Consider the following 17,825-nt stretch of genomic DNA (forward strand, 5'->3'; position numbering starts at 1 on the left):
TACCGGTTAAGTCTTAAGTTGGAAGTTTTGAGTCCTAAGTTAAGCAGCTTTGAACTTAAAACTTGGAACTTCCGACTTAATAAGGTACCCTAAATTTTTAGAACTATTTAGATGAGCACAGCCGCAAAAAATAGGTTTCAAAAGATCAATATTACAACCATTGTTCTGCTCTTTGTTTTGATTCTTGCCGGTGGTGTTGTACGTAGCTCAGGTTCAGGCATGGGATGCCCCGACTGGCCAAAGTGTTTCGGAAGGTATATTCCGCCTACCGATGTGAACGATCTTCCGAAGGATTATAAACAGAAATACGTAGCCAAGCGGGTTGAAAAGAACCAGCGTTTTGCAAAAACGCTTGATGTATTTGGATACAGTGATCTGGCTAAGCGCATCCGTGAAGACCGGTCTATTCTTGTGCCTGAGGAGTTTAATGCAGGCAAAACATGGACTGAGTATATAAACCGCCTTATCGGTGCTTTATCGGGTCTTTTCTTGCTGCTTTCGGTGATATTCTCTTTCAGCTATTGGAAAACAGATAAAAGAATAGCTATTCTGAGTATTTTCAACCTGGTGCTTGTAGGTTTCCAGGCCTGGTTAGGCTCAATTGTAGTTTCAACTAATTTAATAGCCTGGATAGTTACTGTACATATGCTTTTGGCACTGGCCATTTTAGCAATTTGTATTTACACCTATCATGTGGCGAGAATCTCAGGAAAGAACACATCAGGCTCATCGCCTTTGGTTTACATTATAACGCTTGCTGCGTTATTTATAAGCATCCTGCAAATAGCCTTTGGTACAGAAGTGCGTGAGAAGATAGATGCGGTTGCTAATCATTTTCAGGGCGGTTACCGTAAAGATTGGATCACCAATGCCGGCGAGATATTTCAACATCACAGAGACCTGGCGGTTTTGGTGCTGGTGCTGAACGTAGCCTTATTTGTTTTGATCCGCAGAGGATTTAACAGGCATTCCATCCAGCAACAGCTGATGAGTTTTACATTTTTAATGATCACGTTACAGATAGTTACCGGGATCTTGTTATCATATCTCGCTTTACCGCCGGTTGCCCAGGCAGCACATATCGTATTGGCGAGTTTAATATTTGGAGCGCAATTTTATCTGCTTTTGAATTTATTTAAAGGTGTTAAGGGTAGGGAGGTAAGCAGGTGAAATGGGCTGATTTTTCGAAACTGATTAAAACGAGACTTACCTCTTTGGTAGTGTTTTCGGCGTCAATATCATTTTTAATAGGGAGCCGTGCCAATGGCCATATTGTTTGGATTGATTGGGTAAAGCTTATTATAGGTGGTTTCCTGGTTACATCGGCAGCTAATGCTTTTAACGAGATCATCGAAAAAGATCTTGATAAGCTAATGAAGCGTACAATGGACAGGCCAATCCCTTCAGGCAAAATGACTACCGGGCAGGCATTGGTATTGGGTTTGGGCATGGGTATGGCAGGTACTTATTTGTTAGGCAGCTTAAACCTGTTAACCGGCTTACTATCTGTATTTTCAATTTTATTGTATGCATTTGCATATACGCCTTTAAAACGCAAGTCGGGAATTGCGGCAGTTTTTGTTGGTGCTATCCCCGGAGCATTGCCGCCGCTTATTGGGTATGTAGCTGCACAAGTGCACGGGAGGATCGATGAAATAGCTTTGATCCTGTTCTCTATCCAGTTTATCTGGCAGTTTGTTCATTTCTGGGCTATTGCATGGGTTTTGGATGATGATTACAAGCTGGCAGGTTTTCGCTTGCTGCCCTCAGGCAAAAGAGATTTAACAAGTGCGGTAATTACATTTATATTTGCCATTGTTTTGGTCCCCGTAAGTTTATTGCCAACCTTTTATGGTTACGGTGGTTACTGGGTAGGCGGTGTATCACTGATATGCAGCCTGATATTTTTATACCAGTCATTTATGCTGCTGCGTACAAGGCAAATACCCGAAGCGCGTAAATTAATGTTCGGCTCGTTTTTTTACTTGCCGGTAGTTCAGATAATGTTTTTAGTAGATTTTATAGTTAAGTGAGATGATGGCAAGGATGGAACAAGATAACGACAGGCTGAACCTTGGTGCCAAAAAGTTTAATATGTGGATTTTCATATTCACGTCGTTTATGCTTTTTGCGGCTTTTACCAGTGGCTTTATCGTTTATTCGGGCGGTAGCGGTCATGGCTTAAACGTGATTATGCCGCAATCGTTTTTGTATAGTACTATTGTTATAGTATTAAGCAGCGGCACGTTGTTTTTAGCGTCGCGGGCTGCTAAGGCATTGCAGTTTGACAAACAGAAGCTGTATTTATGGATCACATTAGGTTTAGGACTGGCATTTTTTGTCCTGCAGATCTACGCTTGCTATGTGTTGACCTACAAAATGCAGATCTATTTTGTTGATCCTAATGCTTCGCGCTCGTTTGTTTACGTTTTTGTCGGCGCGCATTTAATACACATTTTTGCCGCCTTGTTATTGCTAATAAATACACTTATAGGTACATACCGTAATATCCCTCAGGTAAGGAATATGTTTAAGATGGAACTAACTTCCATTTTCTGGCATTTTCTCGATATTATATGGATTTATCTCTATGTTTTTTTACTTTTGAATCATAATTAATACACCCATAGATTAGTACAGATGAGTACAACAGTTTCACAAATTGACGAAGTAAAAACTTCGCCCTGGTCGGGAGGAAGATCCCCGTTCAACGTGGAGTACGGAAAAATAATGATGTGGTTTTTCCTCCTTTCGGATGCGTTTACCTTTTCATCATTATTGATAGCTTACGGTTCATTGCGTTTCAGCGCAAGCGTATGGCCAGGTGCGGATAAAGTTTTTCAATCAGTACCCGGATTAGTTGATAGCGGTGCACCGCTTGTATTTGTGGGTTTAATGACCTTCATCCTCATTGCGAGTTCTGTTACTATGGTATTGGCTGTAGAGGCGGGCCATCGTAATGCTAAAAAAGAAGTAGTAGGCTGGATGATAGCTACAGTGATAGGCGGTTTCATGTTCCTTGGTTGCCAGGCTTTGGAATGGGGGCATTTGCACCATGAGGGCTTCTGGTGGGGAAGTGTTCCGCCTGCCGAAGAACTTAAAAAGTTATTTACCGGCGGTACCGAAGCTGTGCAGCATATGACTTCGCAGGAGTTTGCTAACCTCTTCTTTACCATCACAGGTTTCCACGGTTTCCACGTATTTACAGGTGTTATTATCAACATTATTATTACAGTAAACGTGTTAATGGGCACATACGAAAAACGCGGCAGTTATTTAATGGTTGAAAAGGTTGGTTTGTACTGGCACTTTGTAGACCTTGTTTGGGTATTCGTATTTACATTCTTTTACTTAGTTTAAAAATATTTATCATATGTCAGCAGAATCGCACGAAATTCATCACGATGGTGATCATGAAACCATGAGCAGAAAGCGGATATGGCAGGTTGCAGGTATCTTAACTGTTATTACCTGTATTGAATTCTTTATCGCGCTTGTATGTGTGCCTAAAGGAATTCTTCCGATACAGTATGCCAACCCTGTATATATCGTTTTAACCTTGCTTAAAGCATTTTATATAGTTGCATATTTCATGCACTTGAAGTTTGAGAAAATGGGTCTCATATTGTCAATAGCAATTCCGGTAATATTTATAATCGGTTTAATCCTGGTACTTACAAACGAAAGCCACCACTGGGTTGACCTGAGGTAATGAACAAGGCTTCTATATTAAAAAAGATCCTGATCCTGGTACTCATATTAGCGGTACCGGGATTTTTATATTATTTACTTACCGCTAAAGGTAAAAACAGGTATAAACCGCTTGCAGTTTTCGGGCCCAAGGTGGTTGCAAAAACAGGGCATAAGTTTCACGGTAAATACATTCCAGATACCATTTATCATACCATTCCTGATTTTAATCTCACCGATCAGGAAGGAAAACCGGTTACGCTGACCACACTGAAAGGAAAGATCTTTGTAATTAACTTCTTTTATAAAAACTGTCCTACCGTTTGCCAAACCATCAATAAAAACATGAGTTGGTTGGTGGGTACTTATTATAAAAACAAGATGGTTTATTTTTTAACCATCAGCATAGATCCTGAACGCGATACTCCCGGGGTACTTAATAAATACCTGCAAACTTTTAAGCCCGAATCAAACCGCTGGCTGATGTGCAGTGGCGATACCTCATCTGTTTACAGCTTTGCCCGCAACGGTCTTTTTGTTAATGCTGCAAAAGCCGGTAACGATTTTATTTACAGTGATGATTTTGTGCTGATTGATCAGGAGCATCGTATCAGAGGATATTATAAGGCTGCTGTAACCCCCGAGGTTAACCGCCTTAACGACGAGATTAAAGTGCTGATAGCTGAAGAGCTGCGTAAAGTTGATAAACCCCTATATTAATTAACTATGAGCGATAAATTTATAATCCGCTTTGTTGCGGGTGTTACCATATTTGTAATTGCCGTTGTTGTGTTGCTAAACAGGCACCTTATTCCCGGTCCGGCAGTTGCTCCCGCGTTTACCCCATATTTGCCGATGCTAAACGCGGTACTTAACGGCACCTGTACTGTGTTGCTGCTTTTGTCGCTGTATCAAATTAAACAAGGTAATATAACCTTACATAAACGCCTTAACATTGTTACCTTCTGTTTGTCATCGTTGTTCCTGGTATCCTATATCCTGTTCCATTATTTGATGCGTAATGAGATCAAGTATGGTGATATTAACGGCGACGGAGAATTATCGGAAGCAGAACGGGCTTTGGCAGGTTGGTTGCGAACAGTATACCTGGTCATCTTGTGGCCCCATATTATACTTGCGGCAGCGGTTTTACCGTTGATATTACTAAGCTTTTATCGTGGCCTGCAAATGCAGGTTGAAAAGCACCGCAAGCTGGTACGCTGGGCATTCCCGATATGGTTGTATGTTACGGCAAGTGGCGTGGTGGTTTACTTAATGATTCGTCCGTTTTATCATTTTTAATTTATAATTAGTTAAATTTGTACCTATGAAACAAGGTTTTAAAGTTGTCCTTTTTGTAATGGTTCTCGGCTTTATGCTGATTGCCCGCCAACCTGTAAAAGCCCAGTGTGCGCAGTGTGCCGCTACGGTTGAAACCAATGCTCAAAGCGGTAGTTCAAAAACAAGAGGTTTAAATAACGGCATCCTGTTTTTATTGGGCGCTCCTTATTTTGCGGTTGCATTAGGTGGTTACATCTGGTATAAAAAATACCGCCGTAAAGATGTAAAGCTTGACATGCGTCCCGAAAAACTTAATCTGAATTAATAGACAATTGCGGTTATAAGTGGCCGCTTTTGTAACCTTATAAGATACTTATCGTGTCTCAAACACCAAAGTCATGGGCTATGCTTAAATGTAAATGTCCGCGCTGCAGGCGCGGCGATATGTTTAAGGGTAGCCCTTACAGTTTCTCCAATAAAATAAATCTTAACTGCCCGCATTGTAATCTTTTTTTTGAGATCGAACCCGGTTACTTTTACGCGGCCATGTATGTGAGTTATGCTCTGAATGTTGGCGAGGCCCTGGGAATAGCGTGGCTTACTTACCTGGTTACCCATAACCAGGAATCGCCCTGGTTATATCTTGGTACTATAATTTTAGGGTGTTTTTTCCTTGCTCCTGTAAATTTCAGATATTCGCGTGTGTTTTTGTTGTATTGGTTATCACCCAAAATACATTACCAAAGCTATTTAGATACCGATGATATACCAGGAAACTATTGACTTTTTAAAAGATCTCGCCGAAAATAATAACCGTGAATGGTTTGCCGCCAATAAGGATCGTTACGATAAGGCCCGTGAAAACGTAATTGATTTTACATCGAAAGTGCTTGACGGTGTACGCAAAATTGAGGCAGGGATGGACGAGAACCTTGATGCCAAAAAATGCGTGATGCGCATTTACCGCGACATCCGTTTTAGTAAAAATAAAGCACCTTATAAAAATAACTTTGGGGTAAGTTTCCCAACCTCCGGCTTAAAAGGCGGCGGTGTTGAATATTACCTGCACATCCAACCGGGTAATTCATTTATCGGTGGCGGATACTGGATGCCGGAGGCGCCACGTCTGAAAGCCATTCGCCAGGAAATAGATTATAACGCTGCCGATCTGAAAAGAATCATCGACCAAAAGGAGTTTGTTAAGCTATTTGGTGATTTCAGAAAGCAGGAGCAGCTTAAATCGGGACCGAAGGGATACGAACCCGATAATGAAAATATCGACCTGCTAAAGCTTAAAAGCTTTGTAGCCTGGCATAAGCTGGAAGATAAAGAGCTAACGACCCCTGGTGCGGAAAAGCTGGTTGCTGATGTATGCAGCATGATCCATCCGCTTAATGTATTTTTGAAGAACGCCTTGGCTTAACACAATTTATAACCCTCAATATACAATGAAAATTAGATATACATTTTTAACCGTTGCTGTATGTTTAACAATGTACTCGTGCAAGGTAATGTCTCCAAAAGCATACAAAAGCCTTGTTGCCGAACGCGACTCATTAGCTAACCGTACAACAAACCTTGAAGGTCAGCTTGCACAGCTGCAGGCTGATACAGCCCGCCTTCACCGTCAGCTTGCCGACCTGCGCAATAACAACAATGTGCTGAACAGTAACCTGGACGCAACATCCTCAAAAGCAAACGAATTAGCTGCACAAACCAGTAAACTGGCAGCCGATCTGAAAAAACGCGAAGCTCGGTTAAAGGAAGTGGAGGATATTTTGAAGAAACGTGATGAGGCTACTAACGCCCTGAAAGATAAATTGCAGAAGGCATTATTAGGCTTTCAGCAAAGCGGCTTAACAGTTGATATCAGAAATGGCAAGGTTTATGTGTCATTAACCGACAAACTATTATTCCCATCGGGCAGTATTATTATTGATGATAAAGGAAAGGCCGCATTAAAGCAACTTGCCGCAGTGTTGAATAAGGAACCGGATATTAATATGGCAGTTGAAGGGCATACGGATGATAAGAAAGTAAAGAACCTTGGCCAGATTAAGGACAATTGGGATTTGAGCGTTTTACGTGCTACCTCGGTAACCCGTTACCTGACCGAAACAGAAAATGTTGACCCGCACAGGCTTACCGCAACTGGTAAGAGCGAGTTTCAACCTATAGACGCAAATGCTACAGATGAAGCCCGTGCAAAGAACAGACGAATAGAGATCGTGCTTACTCCTAAGCTCGATGAGTTATATAACCTGATCACTAAGTAACAAGAAGCTCCCGGATAACCACCGGGAGTTTTTTGTTGATGGCATTTCTTCTTTTTATTATAGAGGTTCAAATTAAATTTGTAATTATATAAGTACTTATATAAATTGCATCATGAATTTATATCAAAGCTTAGGGTATCTGGTTTTAGGCAGTCGTTTGAGAAGGCTAAGCGAAGCTTTTTTATCTGAAGTTAATCGGGCCTATCAAACTGCGGATATCGATTTTGATGCCAGCTGGTTTCCTGTATTTTATTTGCTGTCAAAAAATGATGCTTTATCTATCAAAGAGTTAAGTGAACAGATAGAGGTATCACACCCGGCTGCCAGTCAGCTGATCACTAACCTTAAAAAGCGGGGACTTGTAAGTACGGATCCCTGTAGCGACGATGGCAGACGGCAACTGGTTACACTTACTGCGGAAGGACGTGAGTTGCTAAAGCAGGTTATACCTGTTTGGGATGCTATCAGCCTGTCGATGGTTGAACTCGTTGCTAAAGACGAAACTACAAAACAATTACTGCCGGCCATAAGCGCACTTGAAAATACTTTCAGGCAAACCAAGCTGGCCGATAATATCGTTGAAAAACTGAATACCAATTTAAAAGCCGCCGGCAATGACTGATATATTTAATTACGGCACCGACCATCTTACAATAGGTATTTGTCTTGATATAGCAGCAGGCAAAACCCAAGGCATCATTAACAAAGAAGCCGCCGATTTGGTCCAAGCCTCATGGCGTGAGGTGGAAAAGATTGTGCATAGCCATCACCCGGTTTATGGGATTAATACCGGTTTCGGCCCGCTGTGTGATACCCGGATCTCGGAAGAAGATGCCAGTTTGCTGCAAAGTAACATCCTCAAAAGCCATAGTGTAGGTGTGGGGAAACCTATCCCGCAGGAAATTGCCAAACTCATGATGATTACCAAGGTACAGGCTTTGGCGCAGGGTTATTCGGGCATTGCGCTTACTACGCTCGAGCGAATCATCTGGCATATTGACAATGATATCATCCCGGTAGTTCCGGAAAAAGGCTCGGTTGGCGCTTCGGGTGATCTGGCGCCTTTATCGCACCTGTTTTTACCATTAATTGGTTTGGGAGAGGTGTTTGAAAATGGCGAAAGGGTGCCCGCTGGAAAGCTTTTAAATAAGCACAGTTTGCAGCCTTTATTGCTTGGCCCTAAAGAAGGGCTTGCCCTCATCAACGGCACACAGTTTATCCTCGCTTTTGCAGTTAAAGCTGTGCAGCGCCTGGATGATGCCTTGAACCGGGCCGACCTGATTGGTGCCATGTCATTAGAGGGATTGATGGGCTCTATCCGTCCTTTTGATGAGCGGCTACACCAAATCAGACCATTTAAAGGCACGAGGATGGTAGCACACCGTTTGTTTACCTTGCTTGATGGGTCAGAAATCAATTCGTCGCACGTAAATTGCGATAGGGTACAGGACCCATATTCGTTGCGTTGTATGCCTCAGGTACATGGCGCATCGCGTAATGCATGGCTGCACCTGAAAGAGCTTACTGAAATTGAGCTCAATTCGGTTACAGATAATCCGGTTATTTTTAATGCCGATGATACCATTAGCGGTGGTAATTTTCATGGGCAGCCACTGGCTTTGCCGCTTGATTATGCAACCACAGCAGCGGCAGAAATTGGTAACATTGCCGACAGGCGCTGCTACCTGATGAGCGAAGGCCGTTACGGTTTGCCCAAACTGCTTACGCATGATGCCGGGCTTAATTCGGGCCTGATGATCCCGCAGTATACCACTGCCGCCCTCGTTACCGAAAATAAAACCCTGTGTTTCCCGGCCAGTGCCGATAGTGTGCCAACCTCACTTGGGCAGGAAGACCATGTGTCTATGGGCTCCATTAGCGGGCGCAAACTGCACCAGGTGATAGATAATATTGAATACATCCAGGCTATTGAGTTGCTTTACGCTGCACAGGCTATGGATTTCCGCAGGCCGTTAAAATCAACCCCGGTTATTGAAGCTTGCCATCAGTTGGTAAGGCAACATGTTGATTTTATACAGGATGACCGCGTTTTTGCTGTTGATATTAACAGCCTGCACAAACTGATTACGGATGGCTCCCTGCTGAAAACTGCAGATGAAGCTGCTATTGCTCACCAAATAGATTTAAGTCATGACGAGTTCGGAATTTATTAAAACCTACGCTAATCACCCGGTGTATAAAGCGCCGCGTGGTATGCAGCTTCATGCCAAAAGCTGGCAAACCGAGGCTCCGCTCAGGATGTTGCTTAATAACCTTGATGGCCAGGTAGCCGAAAACCCGGATGAGTTGGTAGTTTACGGAGGTATCGGCCAGGCTGCCCGTAACCCGGAGGCGCTCCGCAAAATTATTGAGTTGCTACTGGAGTTGGACGAATATCACTCGCTGCTGATCCAGTCGGGCAAACCGGTAGGGATTATTCGCAGTCACCCCGAAGCGCCGAGGGTCTTAATTGCCAACAGTAACCTGGTACCTGCCTGGGCCAACTGGGAGCATTTTAATGAGCTGCGCGAAAAAGGATTGATGATGTACGGGCAGATGACCGCCGGAAGCTGGATCTACATCGGTACGCAGGGTATTTTACAGGGTACCTATGAAACTTTTGTGGAATGCGGCAATCAGCATTTTAATGGCGACCTGACAGGGAAGCTCATTGTAAGTGCCGGTTTAGGGGGAATGGGCGGCGCTCAACCCTTGGCTGCAACCATGGCCGGTGCCGTGTTTTTAGGTGCTGATGTGGATGCGTCCCGGATTCAAAAACGTGTTGATACAAAATATATCGACCGGATGACGGATTCGTATGATGAAGCCATCTCCTGGATAAAAGAAGCTATCGCCAAAAAGGAAATACTTTCGGTAGGATTAGTGGGCGATGCCGGTGATTTGCTCGAAAAGCTATTGAAAGATAACCTCATTCCTGATATGCTTACGGATCAAACTTCGGCACATGATCCACTGAATGGCTATATTCCTAATGATCTCTCATTAAATGAAGCTGCTGCCTTAAGAAAGGACGATGCTGTGGAATATAAACGGCGTTCGCTGAAAAGCATGGCAAGGCATGTAGGATTGATGCTGGATCTGCAAAAAAGAGGGGCAATTACTTTTGACTATGGCAACAACCTACGCGAGTTTGCCCGACAGGGAGGTGAAGCAGATGCTTTTAATTTTCCGGGTTTTACGCCGGCATATATCCGTCCCCTGTTTTGCGAAGGGAAAGGACCTTTCAGGTGGGTAGCACTATCCGGCGATCCGGAAGATATTTATACTACCGATCAGGCGCTGATCGAGGCTTTTCCAGATAATAAACCACTAATTACCTGGCTTAAAAAAGCAAGAGGGAAAATTGCTTTTCAAGGATTGCCTGCCCGCATTTGCTGGCTGGGCATGGGCGAGCGTGAAAAAGCCGGGCTGATATTTAATGAACTGGTAGCATCAGGCAAAGTAAAGGGCCCGATAGTGATCGGTCGTGATCATTTGGATTGCGGCTCTGTGGCATCACCCAATCGTGAAACCGAAGCAATGTTAGACGGCTCGGATGCAGTATCCGACTGGCCGCTGCTCAATCTGATGGCCAATGCATCAGGTGGTGCAACCTGGATCTCGTTCCACCACGGCGGCGGGGTAGGCATGGGCTATTCCCAGCACGCCGGCATGGTAGTATTGGCCGACGGCAGCCATCGCGCAGCAACCTGCTTGAAACGGGTATTGTACAATGATCCGGCTATGGGTATCTTCAGGCATACTGATGCTGGATATGATAAAGCTGCAGAATGGGCAGATAAGTTTGGGTTGAAAGTGTGGTAAAGCATAATATGTACAAAGGTCATTTCCGAGTAATTAAAATCCGCGGCCTCTGAATGAAAGGTAACATATGCCTACCGTCATGCCGAATTTATTTCGGCATCCCATAGGAAAGGTGGCCACTTTGCTTAGCATGGCCGCTTAACGAGTGGGGGGCTGAAACAAGTTCAGCATGACCTTGATTTTTATTATGTCATGGGTAGATACGAAGCACCCCGATCTAAGATAGAACGATGAGAAAATTAATAGGTCCGTTTACTCAAATACTGCCTTTAACAGGCTTATCGCTTAAAGGTGCCCTGAAAGATGAGCAATTGCACATAATTGCCAATGGTGGCGTGCTGATCGAAGATGGATTGATATTGGCTGTTGATGATTTTGAAAAGCTCCGGAAAAACTATCCATCGGCACAAATAGAAGAAATTACCGGCGATCATGTTTTACTGCCAGGTTTTGTGGACTGCCATACGCATATTTGTTTTGCAGGTAGCAGGGCGAAGGATTATGCCATGCGTAACGCCGGTAAAAGTTACCTGGAAATTGCGGCATTGGGCGGTGGGATCTGGGATTCTGTTACTCAAACCCGTGCTGCTACTGAAACTGAATTAAGCAATTTACTGGCAAAGCGGATTGCCCGTCATTTAACAGAAGGCGTAACCACTATTGAAGTAAAGAGCGGTTACGGATTGTCAGTAACTGAAGAACTCAAGCAGCTAAAGGCTATTCATCAGGCTGCAAACAAAACCCATGCTCATATTGTACCAACCTGCCTTGCCGCGCACATTAAACCGAAAGATTTTGATGGTACTGAAAGTGAATATCTGAAGTATCTGTTAAATGATTTATTGCCGAAGATAAAGCAACAGGATTTGGCAAGCAGGGTGGACATTTTTATTGAGCAAAGTGCTTTTAATACCAGCGATGCGCTGTTTTACTTAAGCAGGGCCAAGCAAATGGGCTTCGAGGTTACTGTTCATGCCGATCAATTTACAACCGGAGGTAGCGAGGTTGCTGTTAAAGCCAGAGCTGCTTCGGCCGATCATCTGGAGGCAAGCGGAGATTATGAGATAAAATTATTGGCCAATTCAGATACCGTTGCTGTAACTTTGCCCGGCGCCTCGTTAGGCTTGGGAATGGGATATGCCCCTGCCCGGCATTTGCTTGACGCGGGAGCTTGCTTGGCTATTGCCAGCGACTGGAATCCCGGCTCGGCCCCAATGGGTGATCTGCTAATGCAGGCATCGGTAATGGCGGCAGTTGAGAAATTAAATACTGCTGAAGTTTTTGCAGGTTTAACCTATCGCGCAGCACAGGCTTTAAAATTAAATGACCGCGGCGTATTAACCAAAGGTAAGCTTGCCGATATGCAGGCCTATCCATGTAACGATTACCGCGAAATATTATATCATCAGGGAAAACTAAAACCGGTCCGCGTTTGGACGGCAGAAAATAACGATTAAGCAGGTTTTGCAATTTGCTTAGCTACCAATGAACCATTGAACTAATGACCAATGACCAAATTAATAGAATGCGTACCCAATTTTAGCGAAGGTGTTAACCTCGATATCATTAAACAAATAACAGATGCGGTTGAGTCTGTTGAAGGAGTAAGGTTGCTTAATGTTGATCCGGGAAAGGCTACTAACCGGACTGTGGTAACTTTTGTAGGCGAACCGGAGAAAGTGATTGAAGCCGCTTATCGCGCCATAAAAAAAGCCGGCGAGTTAATTGATATGAGCAGGCAAAAAGGCGAACACCCAAGGATGGGCGCAACAGATGTTTGTCCGCTGATCCCGATCAGTAATATCACCATGGAGGAAACTGCTGAATATGCAACGCAGCTTGCCAAACGCGTTGGAGAGGAGTTACAGATCCCGGTTTATTTATACGAGGCTGCACAGCCCAACAAAAGCCGGAGTAACCTATCGGTGATCCGTGCAGGCGAGTATGAAGGTTTTTTCAAGAAGATAAAACAACCGGAATGGGCACCCGATTTCGGTCCGGCGGAGAATGACGTTAAACGCGGGGCAACGGTAATTGGGGCAAGAGATTTTCTGGTGGCTTATAACGTTAACCTGAATACTACCTCTGTCCGCAGGGCAAATTCTATTGCTTTTGATGTGCGTGAGGCTGGCCGTACCCTGCGCGAGGGAGATCCGATTAACGGTAAAATAGTATACGACGAACATGGTAAAGCTAAGACCATTCCGGGTTCATTAAAGGCGGTAAAAGCTATCGGCTGGTATATTGAGGAATATGGTGTTGCGCAAATTTCGATGAATTTGACCAATATTAACATTACTCCGGTACACAAGGCGTTTGATGAAGTGTGTGACAAAGCTGCTACACGCGGTATCAGGGTAACCGGTAGCGAGCTCGTGGGCTTGATCCCCTTGAAGGCGATGCTTGATGCAGGCAGATATTTTTTAGAGAAGCAGCAACGCTCTATAGGAGTAAGCGAAAAAGAATTGATCAGGATTGCTATCAAATCAATGGGACTGGATGAACTTTCGCCGTTTAAGCCTGAGGAACGGATTATTGAATATTTACTGAAAGATAAAGCCGACAGCAAGCTCATTAATATGAGCCTTACCGACCTGGCCGATGAAACTGCCAGCGAGAGCCCGGCACCGGGTGGTGGTTCGATATCAGCAGCTGTTGGTGCTTTAGGAGCTTCGCTGGCTACCATGGTGGCTAATCTTAGTTCACATAAAAAGGGTTGGGACAGCCGTTGGCAGGAATTTAGCGACTGGGCGCAAAAAGGTCAGCAATTTAAAAATGAACTGTTAGCATTGGTTGATCAGGACACAACAGCCTTTAACCAGATCATGCAGGCGTTCGCATTGCCAAAGTCAAATGATGAGGAAAAGGCAGCCCGTGATAAAGCCATTCAGGATGCCACCCGCTATGCTATTGAAATTCCCTTTAAAGTAATGGAGGCCGCTTTGGACAGCATGGAGGTAATTAAAGCAATGACATTGAACGGTAACCCCAATTCCATAACCGATGCCGGTGTGGCCGCCCTTTGTGCCCGTACAGCGGTATTAGGCGCATTCATGAATGTAAAGATCAACGCTTCGGGTTATAAAGATAAGAGCTATGTAGTTGACGTTATTTACCGTGGCAATGAAATTGAACGGAAAGCGATTGCGCTTGAAGCGGAGATTATTGAATTGGTGAATGAGAAAATAGGGTTGGAGTAGTCGAAGCTGCTTCCAAAACGTCATTTTAAGACAGACTTACGAAGTTTTTAAAACCTCGTAAGTCTTATAGAGAACTTAATGGTAGGTTTGAGATTTAGTGTATCACACCAAATACTCAAACAAGGTCTGGTCTTTATTCAGTTCGATAACATTAAAACGGTGCGCGTGCATCCGTTGTAACAAGGCCGGATAATCTTCAGCATTTTTTAGCTCGATACCTACCAGTGCCGGGCCGTTTTCTTTCTCATTCTTTTTAATGAATTCGAAACGGGTAATATCATCACCGGGGCCTAATACACTGTTCACAAACAGTTTCAATGCTCCCGGACGTTGCGGGAACCTTACAATGAAGTAATGTTTCAGGCCTTCGTACAGCAGTGATTTTTCTTTGATCTCCTGCATGCGGGCAATATCATTATTACCACCGCTGATGATACAAACTACCTTTTTGCCCTTGATCTGCTCTTTACAGGCATCAAGCGCAGCTACAGATAACGCGCCGGCAGGTTCAACCACTATAGCATCCTCATTGTAAAGTTTGAGTATGGTGGTGCAGATTTTGCCTTCGGGCACCAATAACATATCATTCAGGATCTCTTTACAAATGTTGTACGTTAATGCACCAACGCGTTTAACTGCGGCACCGTCAACAAAACGGTCTATCTCATCTAAAGTGATGGGTTTGCCGTGATTGATAGCACCCAGCATTGATGGGGCTCCTTCAGGCTCAACTCCTATCAGGTGGATATCAGGTTTGTTGTTTTTGAGATACGTACCTGTGCCTGATGCAAAGCCGCCACCACCGATGGGCATGATAGCTACTTCAATGCCGGGCAGGTCCTGCAGTATTTCAACGCCTACGGTTCCCTGGCCTTCAATAACGCGATAGTCATCAAAAGGAGGAATGAAGGTCATTTTGTTTTTTTCTGTATAGATCAGTGCTTCGGCCAGGCAATCGTCAAACGTATCGCCGGTGAGCACTATTTCTATATTACCGTTGCCAAACATGGCGGTTTGTTTAACCTTTTGTTTGGGGGTAATTTCGGGCATAAAAATTACACCTTTGATATTCTTTTTATTGCACGAAAAGGCTACGCCCTGGGCATGGTTACCAGCGCTGGCGCAAACCACGCCGCGGCTCAACTCATCGTCATTTAACTGACTGATCATGTTGTATGCACCGCGCAACTTATAGGAGCGAACAACCTGCAGGTCTTCGCGTTTTAAATAAACCTCACACTCGTATTTGGCCGAAAGTCCGGCGTTATATTCCAGCGGAGTACGTTTCACAACGTCCTTTATCCGCTGGTATGCCGCTTCAAAATCAAGCTGGCTTTTTGTATCAGTTTCCATTGTTAGTTTTTTACCAGTCGGTGGGCCATTAGGCCTTGCAAATCCTGGTCATTGATGTCAAGCTTGCTATCGGCAAGCGTTAAAAAGTTATTGTAAACAAAAGCAAGTTCTTCCTTATCCAGCGTATATCCTAAACGCTCCAGATGGAATTTCAGAGCATGCCTGCCGCTACGCGCGGTTAGCACTATTGTGGCGCTCGGAAAGCCTACATCTTCAGGACGAATGATCTCATAGTTTTCACGCATCTTCAGGAAGCCGTCCTGGTGAATACCAGAACTGTGTGCAAAGGCATTTGCACCTACAATAGCTTTATTAGGCTGTACCGGCATCCGCATTTGCGTACGGATCATCTGGCTCAATTCATAGAACTTTTTAGAGTCGATTTGAGTATGCAAGCCTAAAGTATGGTGTGTTTTGAGGATCATCACCACTTCTTCGATAGAGGTATTACCTGCACGCTCGCCGATACCGTTAATGGTACCTTCAATTTGGCGGGCACCATTTTGTAAACCGGCTATTGAGTTGGCAGTAGCCAGGCCAAGATCATTATGGCAATGCACCGAGATGATAGCCTTATCAATATTTTTAACGTTTTCTTTCAGGAATTTGATTTTGCTACCATACTGATCGGGCAGGCAATAACCGTTAGTATCCGGGATGTTCACTACGGTAGCGCCTGCAGCAATAACAGCCTCAACCATTTGCGCCAGGTAAACTACATCAGCCCTGCCTGCATCTTCAGCATAAAACTCAATATCCTCGACAGATTTTTTGGCGTATTTAACAGCTTCAACGGCACGCTCCAGAATTTCTTCGCGGGTGCTGTTGAATTTATGCTTGATGTGCATATCAGACGAACCGATACCCGTATGGATACGCGGGCGTTTGGCATATTGCAGAGATGCTACAGCAGCGTCAATATCGCCTTTGTTGGCACGGGTAAGTGCGCAAACGGTAGGTTCTTTAACGGCTTTTGAAATTTCAACAACGCTTTGGAAGTCGCCCGGACTTGAAACCGGGAAACCTGCTTCAATAATATCCACGCCCAGTAGTTCCAGTTCCTTAGCTATCTCAATCTTTTCGGGGGTTGTTAACTGGCAACCCGGTACCTGCTCGCCATCGCGGAGCGTGGTATCAAAAACATAAACGCGGTTGGGATCGTGTAACATATCGTTTTATTTGGATTTGAGATGTCAGATATGAGATTCATACCCTTCATCAGTGTTTTAATTAGATTTGAGATGTTAGATATGAGATTTGAGACCCTTATCTTATCCATCTTTTATTTATATTTTTATTTCACTTGAGATTTACAATCTGTTAGAGGAAACTAAAATTTAAGTTAAGCAAAAAGTCTCATATCTAAGTCCTACTTTTTAATGGCAATAAATCTTAACCTTTTATAATCGGCATACCATTGGCCGTTTTCGTTATAAAAAGGTTCAAGCTTTTTAGTGATCTCGGCCAGGATTTGTTCTTTCTCATCCTCGGGAATGCCTTCTAAAAACTGAGCACCAAACATGGTTATCCATTTGGCTACACCTTGGTCGCCATCCTGAAGCGGGGTTTTGCGGTCATAGTGAATAACGTAAGCAACCCTAAAACCATGTTCTTCCAATTTGGTAGCATATTCCCCAACTGAAGGGAAATACCATACTTTGGTATCAGCTTTTTCATTGTAACCATGGTTATGCAGCACCAGTTTGGTAGCCTCAATCAAACGCTCAACATTACCTTTACCACCCATTTCAGCAACAAACCTGCCGCCCTGTTTAAGGCTGTTGGCTATGCTGTGAATAGCACCATTGGCATCAAGTACCCAATGTAGTGCTGCATTTGAAAACACAGCATCATACTTTTCTGTAGTGTGAAAATCAGCAGCGTTCTCTACCGCGAAGTCTACATCAGGATAAAGCTGTTTAGCTTGGGCTATCATTTCGGGCGAGTAATCGGTACCTTTTACAATAGCGCCTTTATCCTGAATTTGTTTAGTTAAATGGCCTGTACCACAACCCAGGTCAAGGATGCGCTCACCGGGTTTCACATCCAGCAACTCAAGCACATCCTCTCCATATTTAAATACAAAGGCATGCTTTTGGTCGTACAAATCAGCGTTCCATTTCATTGTTTTATATGATTACACCGATGTTTTTTGATTACACCGATTTTTGTTTATGCCGAGATTATAGGGGTGAATGGT

The 17,825-nt window shown here is 44.0% G+C and carries 19 protein-coding genes; 16 read left to right on the plus strand and 3 right to left on the minus strand.

Annotated elements, in window-relative coordinates; all coding sequences use genetic code 11:
• Positions 1-111 precede the first annotated feature (111 nt).
• The 16 genes from MusilaSJ_RS18775 to ftcD all read left to right on the plus strand — a co-directional run bounded on the left by MusilaSJ_RS18775 (position 112) and on the right by ftcD (position 14,272).
• A complete protein-coding gene (locus MusilaSJ_RS18775; RefSeq protein WP_274986393.1) occupies positions 112-1,170 on the plus strand; it encodes a COX15/CtaA family protein in 1,059 nt (352 codons plus the stop codon).
• Positions 1,167-2,033: a heme o synthase gene (gene cyoE / locus MusilaSJ_RS18780; protein WP_274986394.1), complete on the plus strand. Its 867-nt coding sequence runs from the start codon at positions 1,167-1,169 to the stop codon at positions 2,031-2,033. Before MusilaSJ_RS18775 ends, cyoE begins: the two co-directional genes overlap by 4 nt.
• A 1-nt stretch (position 2,034) precedes the next feature.
• A complete protein-coding gene (locus MusilaSJ_RS18785) occupies positions 2,035-2,619 on the plus strand; it encodes a cytochrome c oxidase subunit 3 (protein WP_342457013.1) in 585 nt (194 codons plus the stop codon).
• A gap of 21 nt (positions 2,620-2,640) precedes the next feature.
• On the plus strand, positions 2,641-3,360 hold the full coding sequence (locus MusilaSJ_RS18790; RefSeq protein ID WP_274986395.1) for a cytochrome c oxidase subunit 3: 720 nt from the start codon (positions 2,641-2,643) through the stop codon (positions 3,358-3,360).
• Positions 3,361-3,373: 13 nt separating this feature from the next.
• Positions 3,374-3,712: a cytochrome C oxidase subunit IV family protein gene (locus MusilaSJ_RS18795; RefSeq protein WP_090530131.1), complete on the plus strand. Its 339-nt coding sequence runs from the start codon at positions 3,374-3,376 to the stop codon at positions 3,710-3,712.
• The gene (locus tag MusilaSJ_RS18800; protein WP_274986396.1) at positions 3,712-4,410 is read left to right on the plus strand and encodes an SCO family protein; all 699 of its coding nucleotides are present in this window, start codon (positions 3,712-3,714) and stop codon (positions 4,408-4,410) included. The genes MusilaSJ_RS18795 and MusilaSJ_RS18800 overlap by 1 nt, the downstream gene beginning before the upstream one ends.
• Before the next feature lie 6 nt (positions 4,411-4,416).
• Positions 4,417-4,992 carry a DUF420 domain-containing protein gene (locus MusilaSJ_RS18805; protein WP_274986397.1) on the plus strand — a complete coding sequence of 192 codons (576 nt, stop codon included), beginning with the start codon at positions 4,417-4,419 and terminating at the stop codon, positions 4,990-4,992.
• A gap of 25 nt (positions 4,993-5,017) precedes the next feature.
• Positions 5,018-5,296 carry a CAMCR motif-containing small membrane protein gene (locus tag MusilaSJ_RS18810; RefSeq protein ID WP_274986398.1) on the plus strand — a complete coding sequence of 93 codons (279 nt, stop codon included), beginning with the start codon at positions 5,018-5,020 and terminating at the stop codon, positions 5,294-5,296.
• 53 nt (positions 5,297-5,349) lie between these two features.
• Positions 5,350-5,754, plus strand: coding sequence for a DUF983 domain-containing protein (locus tag MusilaSJ_RS18815; RefSeq protein ID WP_274986399.1), 405 nt, complete (start codon positions 5,350-5,352; stop codon positions 5,752-5,754).
• A complete protein-coding gene (locus MusilaSJ_RS18820; RefSeq protein ID WP_274986400.1) occupies positions 5,732-6,394 on the plus strand; it encodes a DUF2461 domain-containing protein in 663 nt (220 codons plus the stop codon). Before MusilaSJ_RS18815 ends, MusilaSJ_RS18820 begins: the two co-directional genes overlap by 23 nt.
• A gap of 25 nt (positions 6,395-6,419) precedes the next feature.
• Positions 6,420-7,247, plus strand: a complete 828-nt coding sequence (locus MusilaSJ_RS18825; protein WP_274986401.1) for an OmpA family protein — start codon at positions 6,420-6,422, stop codon at positions 7,245-7,247.
• A gap of 112 nt (positions 7,248-7,359) precedes the next feature.
• On the plus strand, positions 7,360-7,869 hold the full coding sequence (locus MusilaSJ_RS18830) for a MarR family winged helix-turn-helix transcriptional regulator (RefSeq protein ID WP_274986402.1): 510 nt from the start codon (positions 7,360-7,362) through the stop codon (positions 7,867-7,869).
• Positions 7,862-9,421: a histidine ammonia-lyase gene (gene hutH / locus MusilaSJ_RS18835; protein ID WP_274986403.1), complete on the plus strand. Its 1,560-nt coding sequence runs from the start codon at positions 7,862-7,864 to the stop codon at positions 9,419-9,421. Before MusilaSJ_RS18830 ends, hutH begins: the two co-directional genes overlap by 8 nt.
• The gene (gene hutU / locus MusilaSJ_RS18840; protein WP_274986404.1) at positions 9,399-11,072 is read left to right on the plus strand and encodes a urocanate hydratase; all 1,674 of its coding nucleotides are present in this window, start codon (positions 9,399-9,401) and stop codon (positions 11,070-11,072) included. The genes hutH and hutU overlap by 23 nt, the downstream gene beginning before the upstream one ends.
• A 230-nt stretch (positions 11,073-11,302) precedes the next feature.
• On the plus strand, positions 11,303-12,529 hold the full coding sequence (gene hutI / locus MusilaSJ_RS18845) for an imidazolonepropionase (protein ID WP_274986405.1): 1,227 nt from the start codon (positions 11,303-11,305) through the stop codon (positions 12,527-12,529).
• Positions 12,530-12,580: 51 nt separating this feature from the next.
• Complete coding sequence (ftcD, locus tag MusilaSJ_RS18850; RefSeq protein WP_274986406.1) at positions 12,581-14,272, plus strand: glutamate formimidoyltransferase; 1,692 nt, start codon at positions 12,581-12,583, stop codon at positions 14,270-14,272.
• Between the two features lie 102 nt (positions 14,273-14,374).
• Here the strand turns inward: ftcD and ilvA are convergent, their stop codons facing one another.
• From ilvA to MusilaSJ_RS18865, 3 genes are all read right to left on the minus strand, one after another.
• Positions 14,375-15,625 carry a threonine ammonia-lyase IlvA gene (gene ilvA, locus MusilaSJ_RS18855; protein ID WP_274986407.1) on the minus strand — a complete coding sequence of 417 codons (1,251 nt, stop codon included), beginning with the start codon at positions 15,623-15,625 and terminating at the stop codon, positions 14,375-14,377.
• Between the two features lie 2 nt (positions 15,626-15,627).
• Positions 15,628-16,794 carry a 2-isopropylmalate synthase gene (locus tag MusilaSJ_RS18860; protein WP_274986408.1) on the minus strand — a complete coding sequence of 389 codons (1,167 nt, stop codon included), beginning with the start codon at positions 16,792-16,794 and terminating at the stop codon, positions 15,628-15,630.
• 200 nt (positions 16,795-16,994) lie between these two features.
• Complete coding sequence (locus MusilaSJ_RS18865) at positions 16,995-17,750, minus strand: class I SAM-dependent methyltransferase (RefSeq protein ID WP_274986409.1); 756 nt, start codon at positions 17,748-17,750, stop codon at positions 16,995-16,997.
• Positions 17,751-17,825: the final 75 nt, after the last annotated feature.

The sequence above is a fragment of the Mucilaginibacter sp. SJ genome (assembly GCF_028993635.1).
Lineage (GTDB): Bacteria > Bacteroidota > Bacteroidia > Sphingobacteriales > Sphingobacteriaceae > Mucilaginibacter.

What these genes read in the sequence shown, in the direction of transcription:
- MusilaSJ_RS18775 (WP_274986393.1), top strand. Translation starts at nt 112, where the DNA reads ATGAGCACAGCCGCAAAAAATAGGTTTCAAAAGATCAATATTACAACC.
- MusilaSJ_RS18785 (WP_342457013.1), top strand. Translation starts at nt 2,035, where the DNA reads ATGATGGCAAGGATGGAACAAGATAACGACAGGCTGAACCTTGGTGCC.
- MusilaSJ_RS18790 (WP_274986395.1), top strand. Translation starts at nt 2,641, where the DNA reads ATGAGTACAACAGTTTCACAAATTGACGAAGTAAAAACTTCGCCCTGG.
- MusilaSJ_RS18795 (WP_090530131.1), top strand. Translation starts at nt 3,374, where the DNA reads ATGTCAGCAGAATCGCACGAAATTCATCACGATGGTGATCATGAAACC.
- MusilaSJ_RS18800 (WP_274986396.1), top strand. Translation starts at nt 3,712, where the DNA reads ATGAACAAGGCTTCTATATTAAAAAAGATCCTGATCCTGGTACTCATA.
- MusilaSJ_RS18805 (WP_274986397.1), top strand. Translation starts at nt 4,417, where the DNA reads ATGAGCGATAAATTTATAATCCGCTTTGTTGCGGGTGTTACCATATTT.
- MusilaSJ_RS18810 (WP_274986398.1), top strand. Translation starts at nt 5,018, where the DNA reads ATGAAACAAGGTTTTAAAGTTGTCCTTTTTGTAATGGTTCTCGGCTTT.
- MusilaSJ_RS18820 (WP_274986400.1), top strand. Translation starts at nt 5,732, where the DNA reads ATGATATACCAGGAAACTATTGACTTTTTAAAAGATCTCGCCGAAAAT.
- MusilaSJ_RS18825 (WP_274986401.1), top strand. Translation starts at nt 6,420, where the DNA reads ATGAAAATTAGATATACATTTTTAACCGTTGCTGTATGTTTAACAATG.
- MusilaSJ_RS18830 (WP_274986402.1), top strand. Translation starts at nt 7,360, where the DNA reads ATGAATTTATATCAAAGCTTAGGGTATCTGGTTTTAGGCAGTCGTTTG.
- hutH (WP_274986403.1), top strand. Translation starts at nt 7,862, where the DNA reads ATGACTGATATATTTAATTACGGCACCGACCATCTTACAATAGGTATT.
- hutU (WP_274986404.1), top strand. Translation starts at nt 9,399, where the DNA reads ATGACGAGTTCGGAATTTATTAAAACCTACGCTAATCACCCGGTGTAT.
- hutI (WP_274986405.1), top strand. Translation starts at nt 11,303, where the DNA reads ATGAGAAAATTAATAGGTCCGTTTACTCAAATACTGCCTTTAACAGGC.
- ftcD (WP_274986406.1), top strand. Translation starts at nt 12,581, where the DNA reads ATGACCAAATTAATAGAATGCGTACCCAATTTTAGCGAAGGTGTTAAC.
- ilvA (WP_274986407.1), bottom strand. Translation starts at nt 15,625, where the DNA reads ATGGAAACTGATACAAAAAGCCAGCTTGATTTTGAAGCGGCATACCAG.
- MusilaSJ_RS18860 (WP_274986408.1), bottom strand. Translation starts at nt 16,794, where the DNA reads ATGTTACACGATCCCAACCGCGTTTATGTTTTTGATACCACGCTCCGC.
- MusilaSJ_RS18865 (WP_274986409.1), bottom strand. Translation starts at nt 17,750, where the DNA reads ATGAAATGGAACGCTGATTTGTACGACCAAAAGCATGCCTTTGTATTT.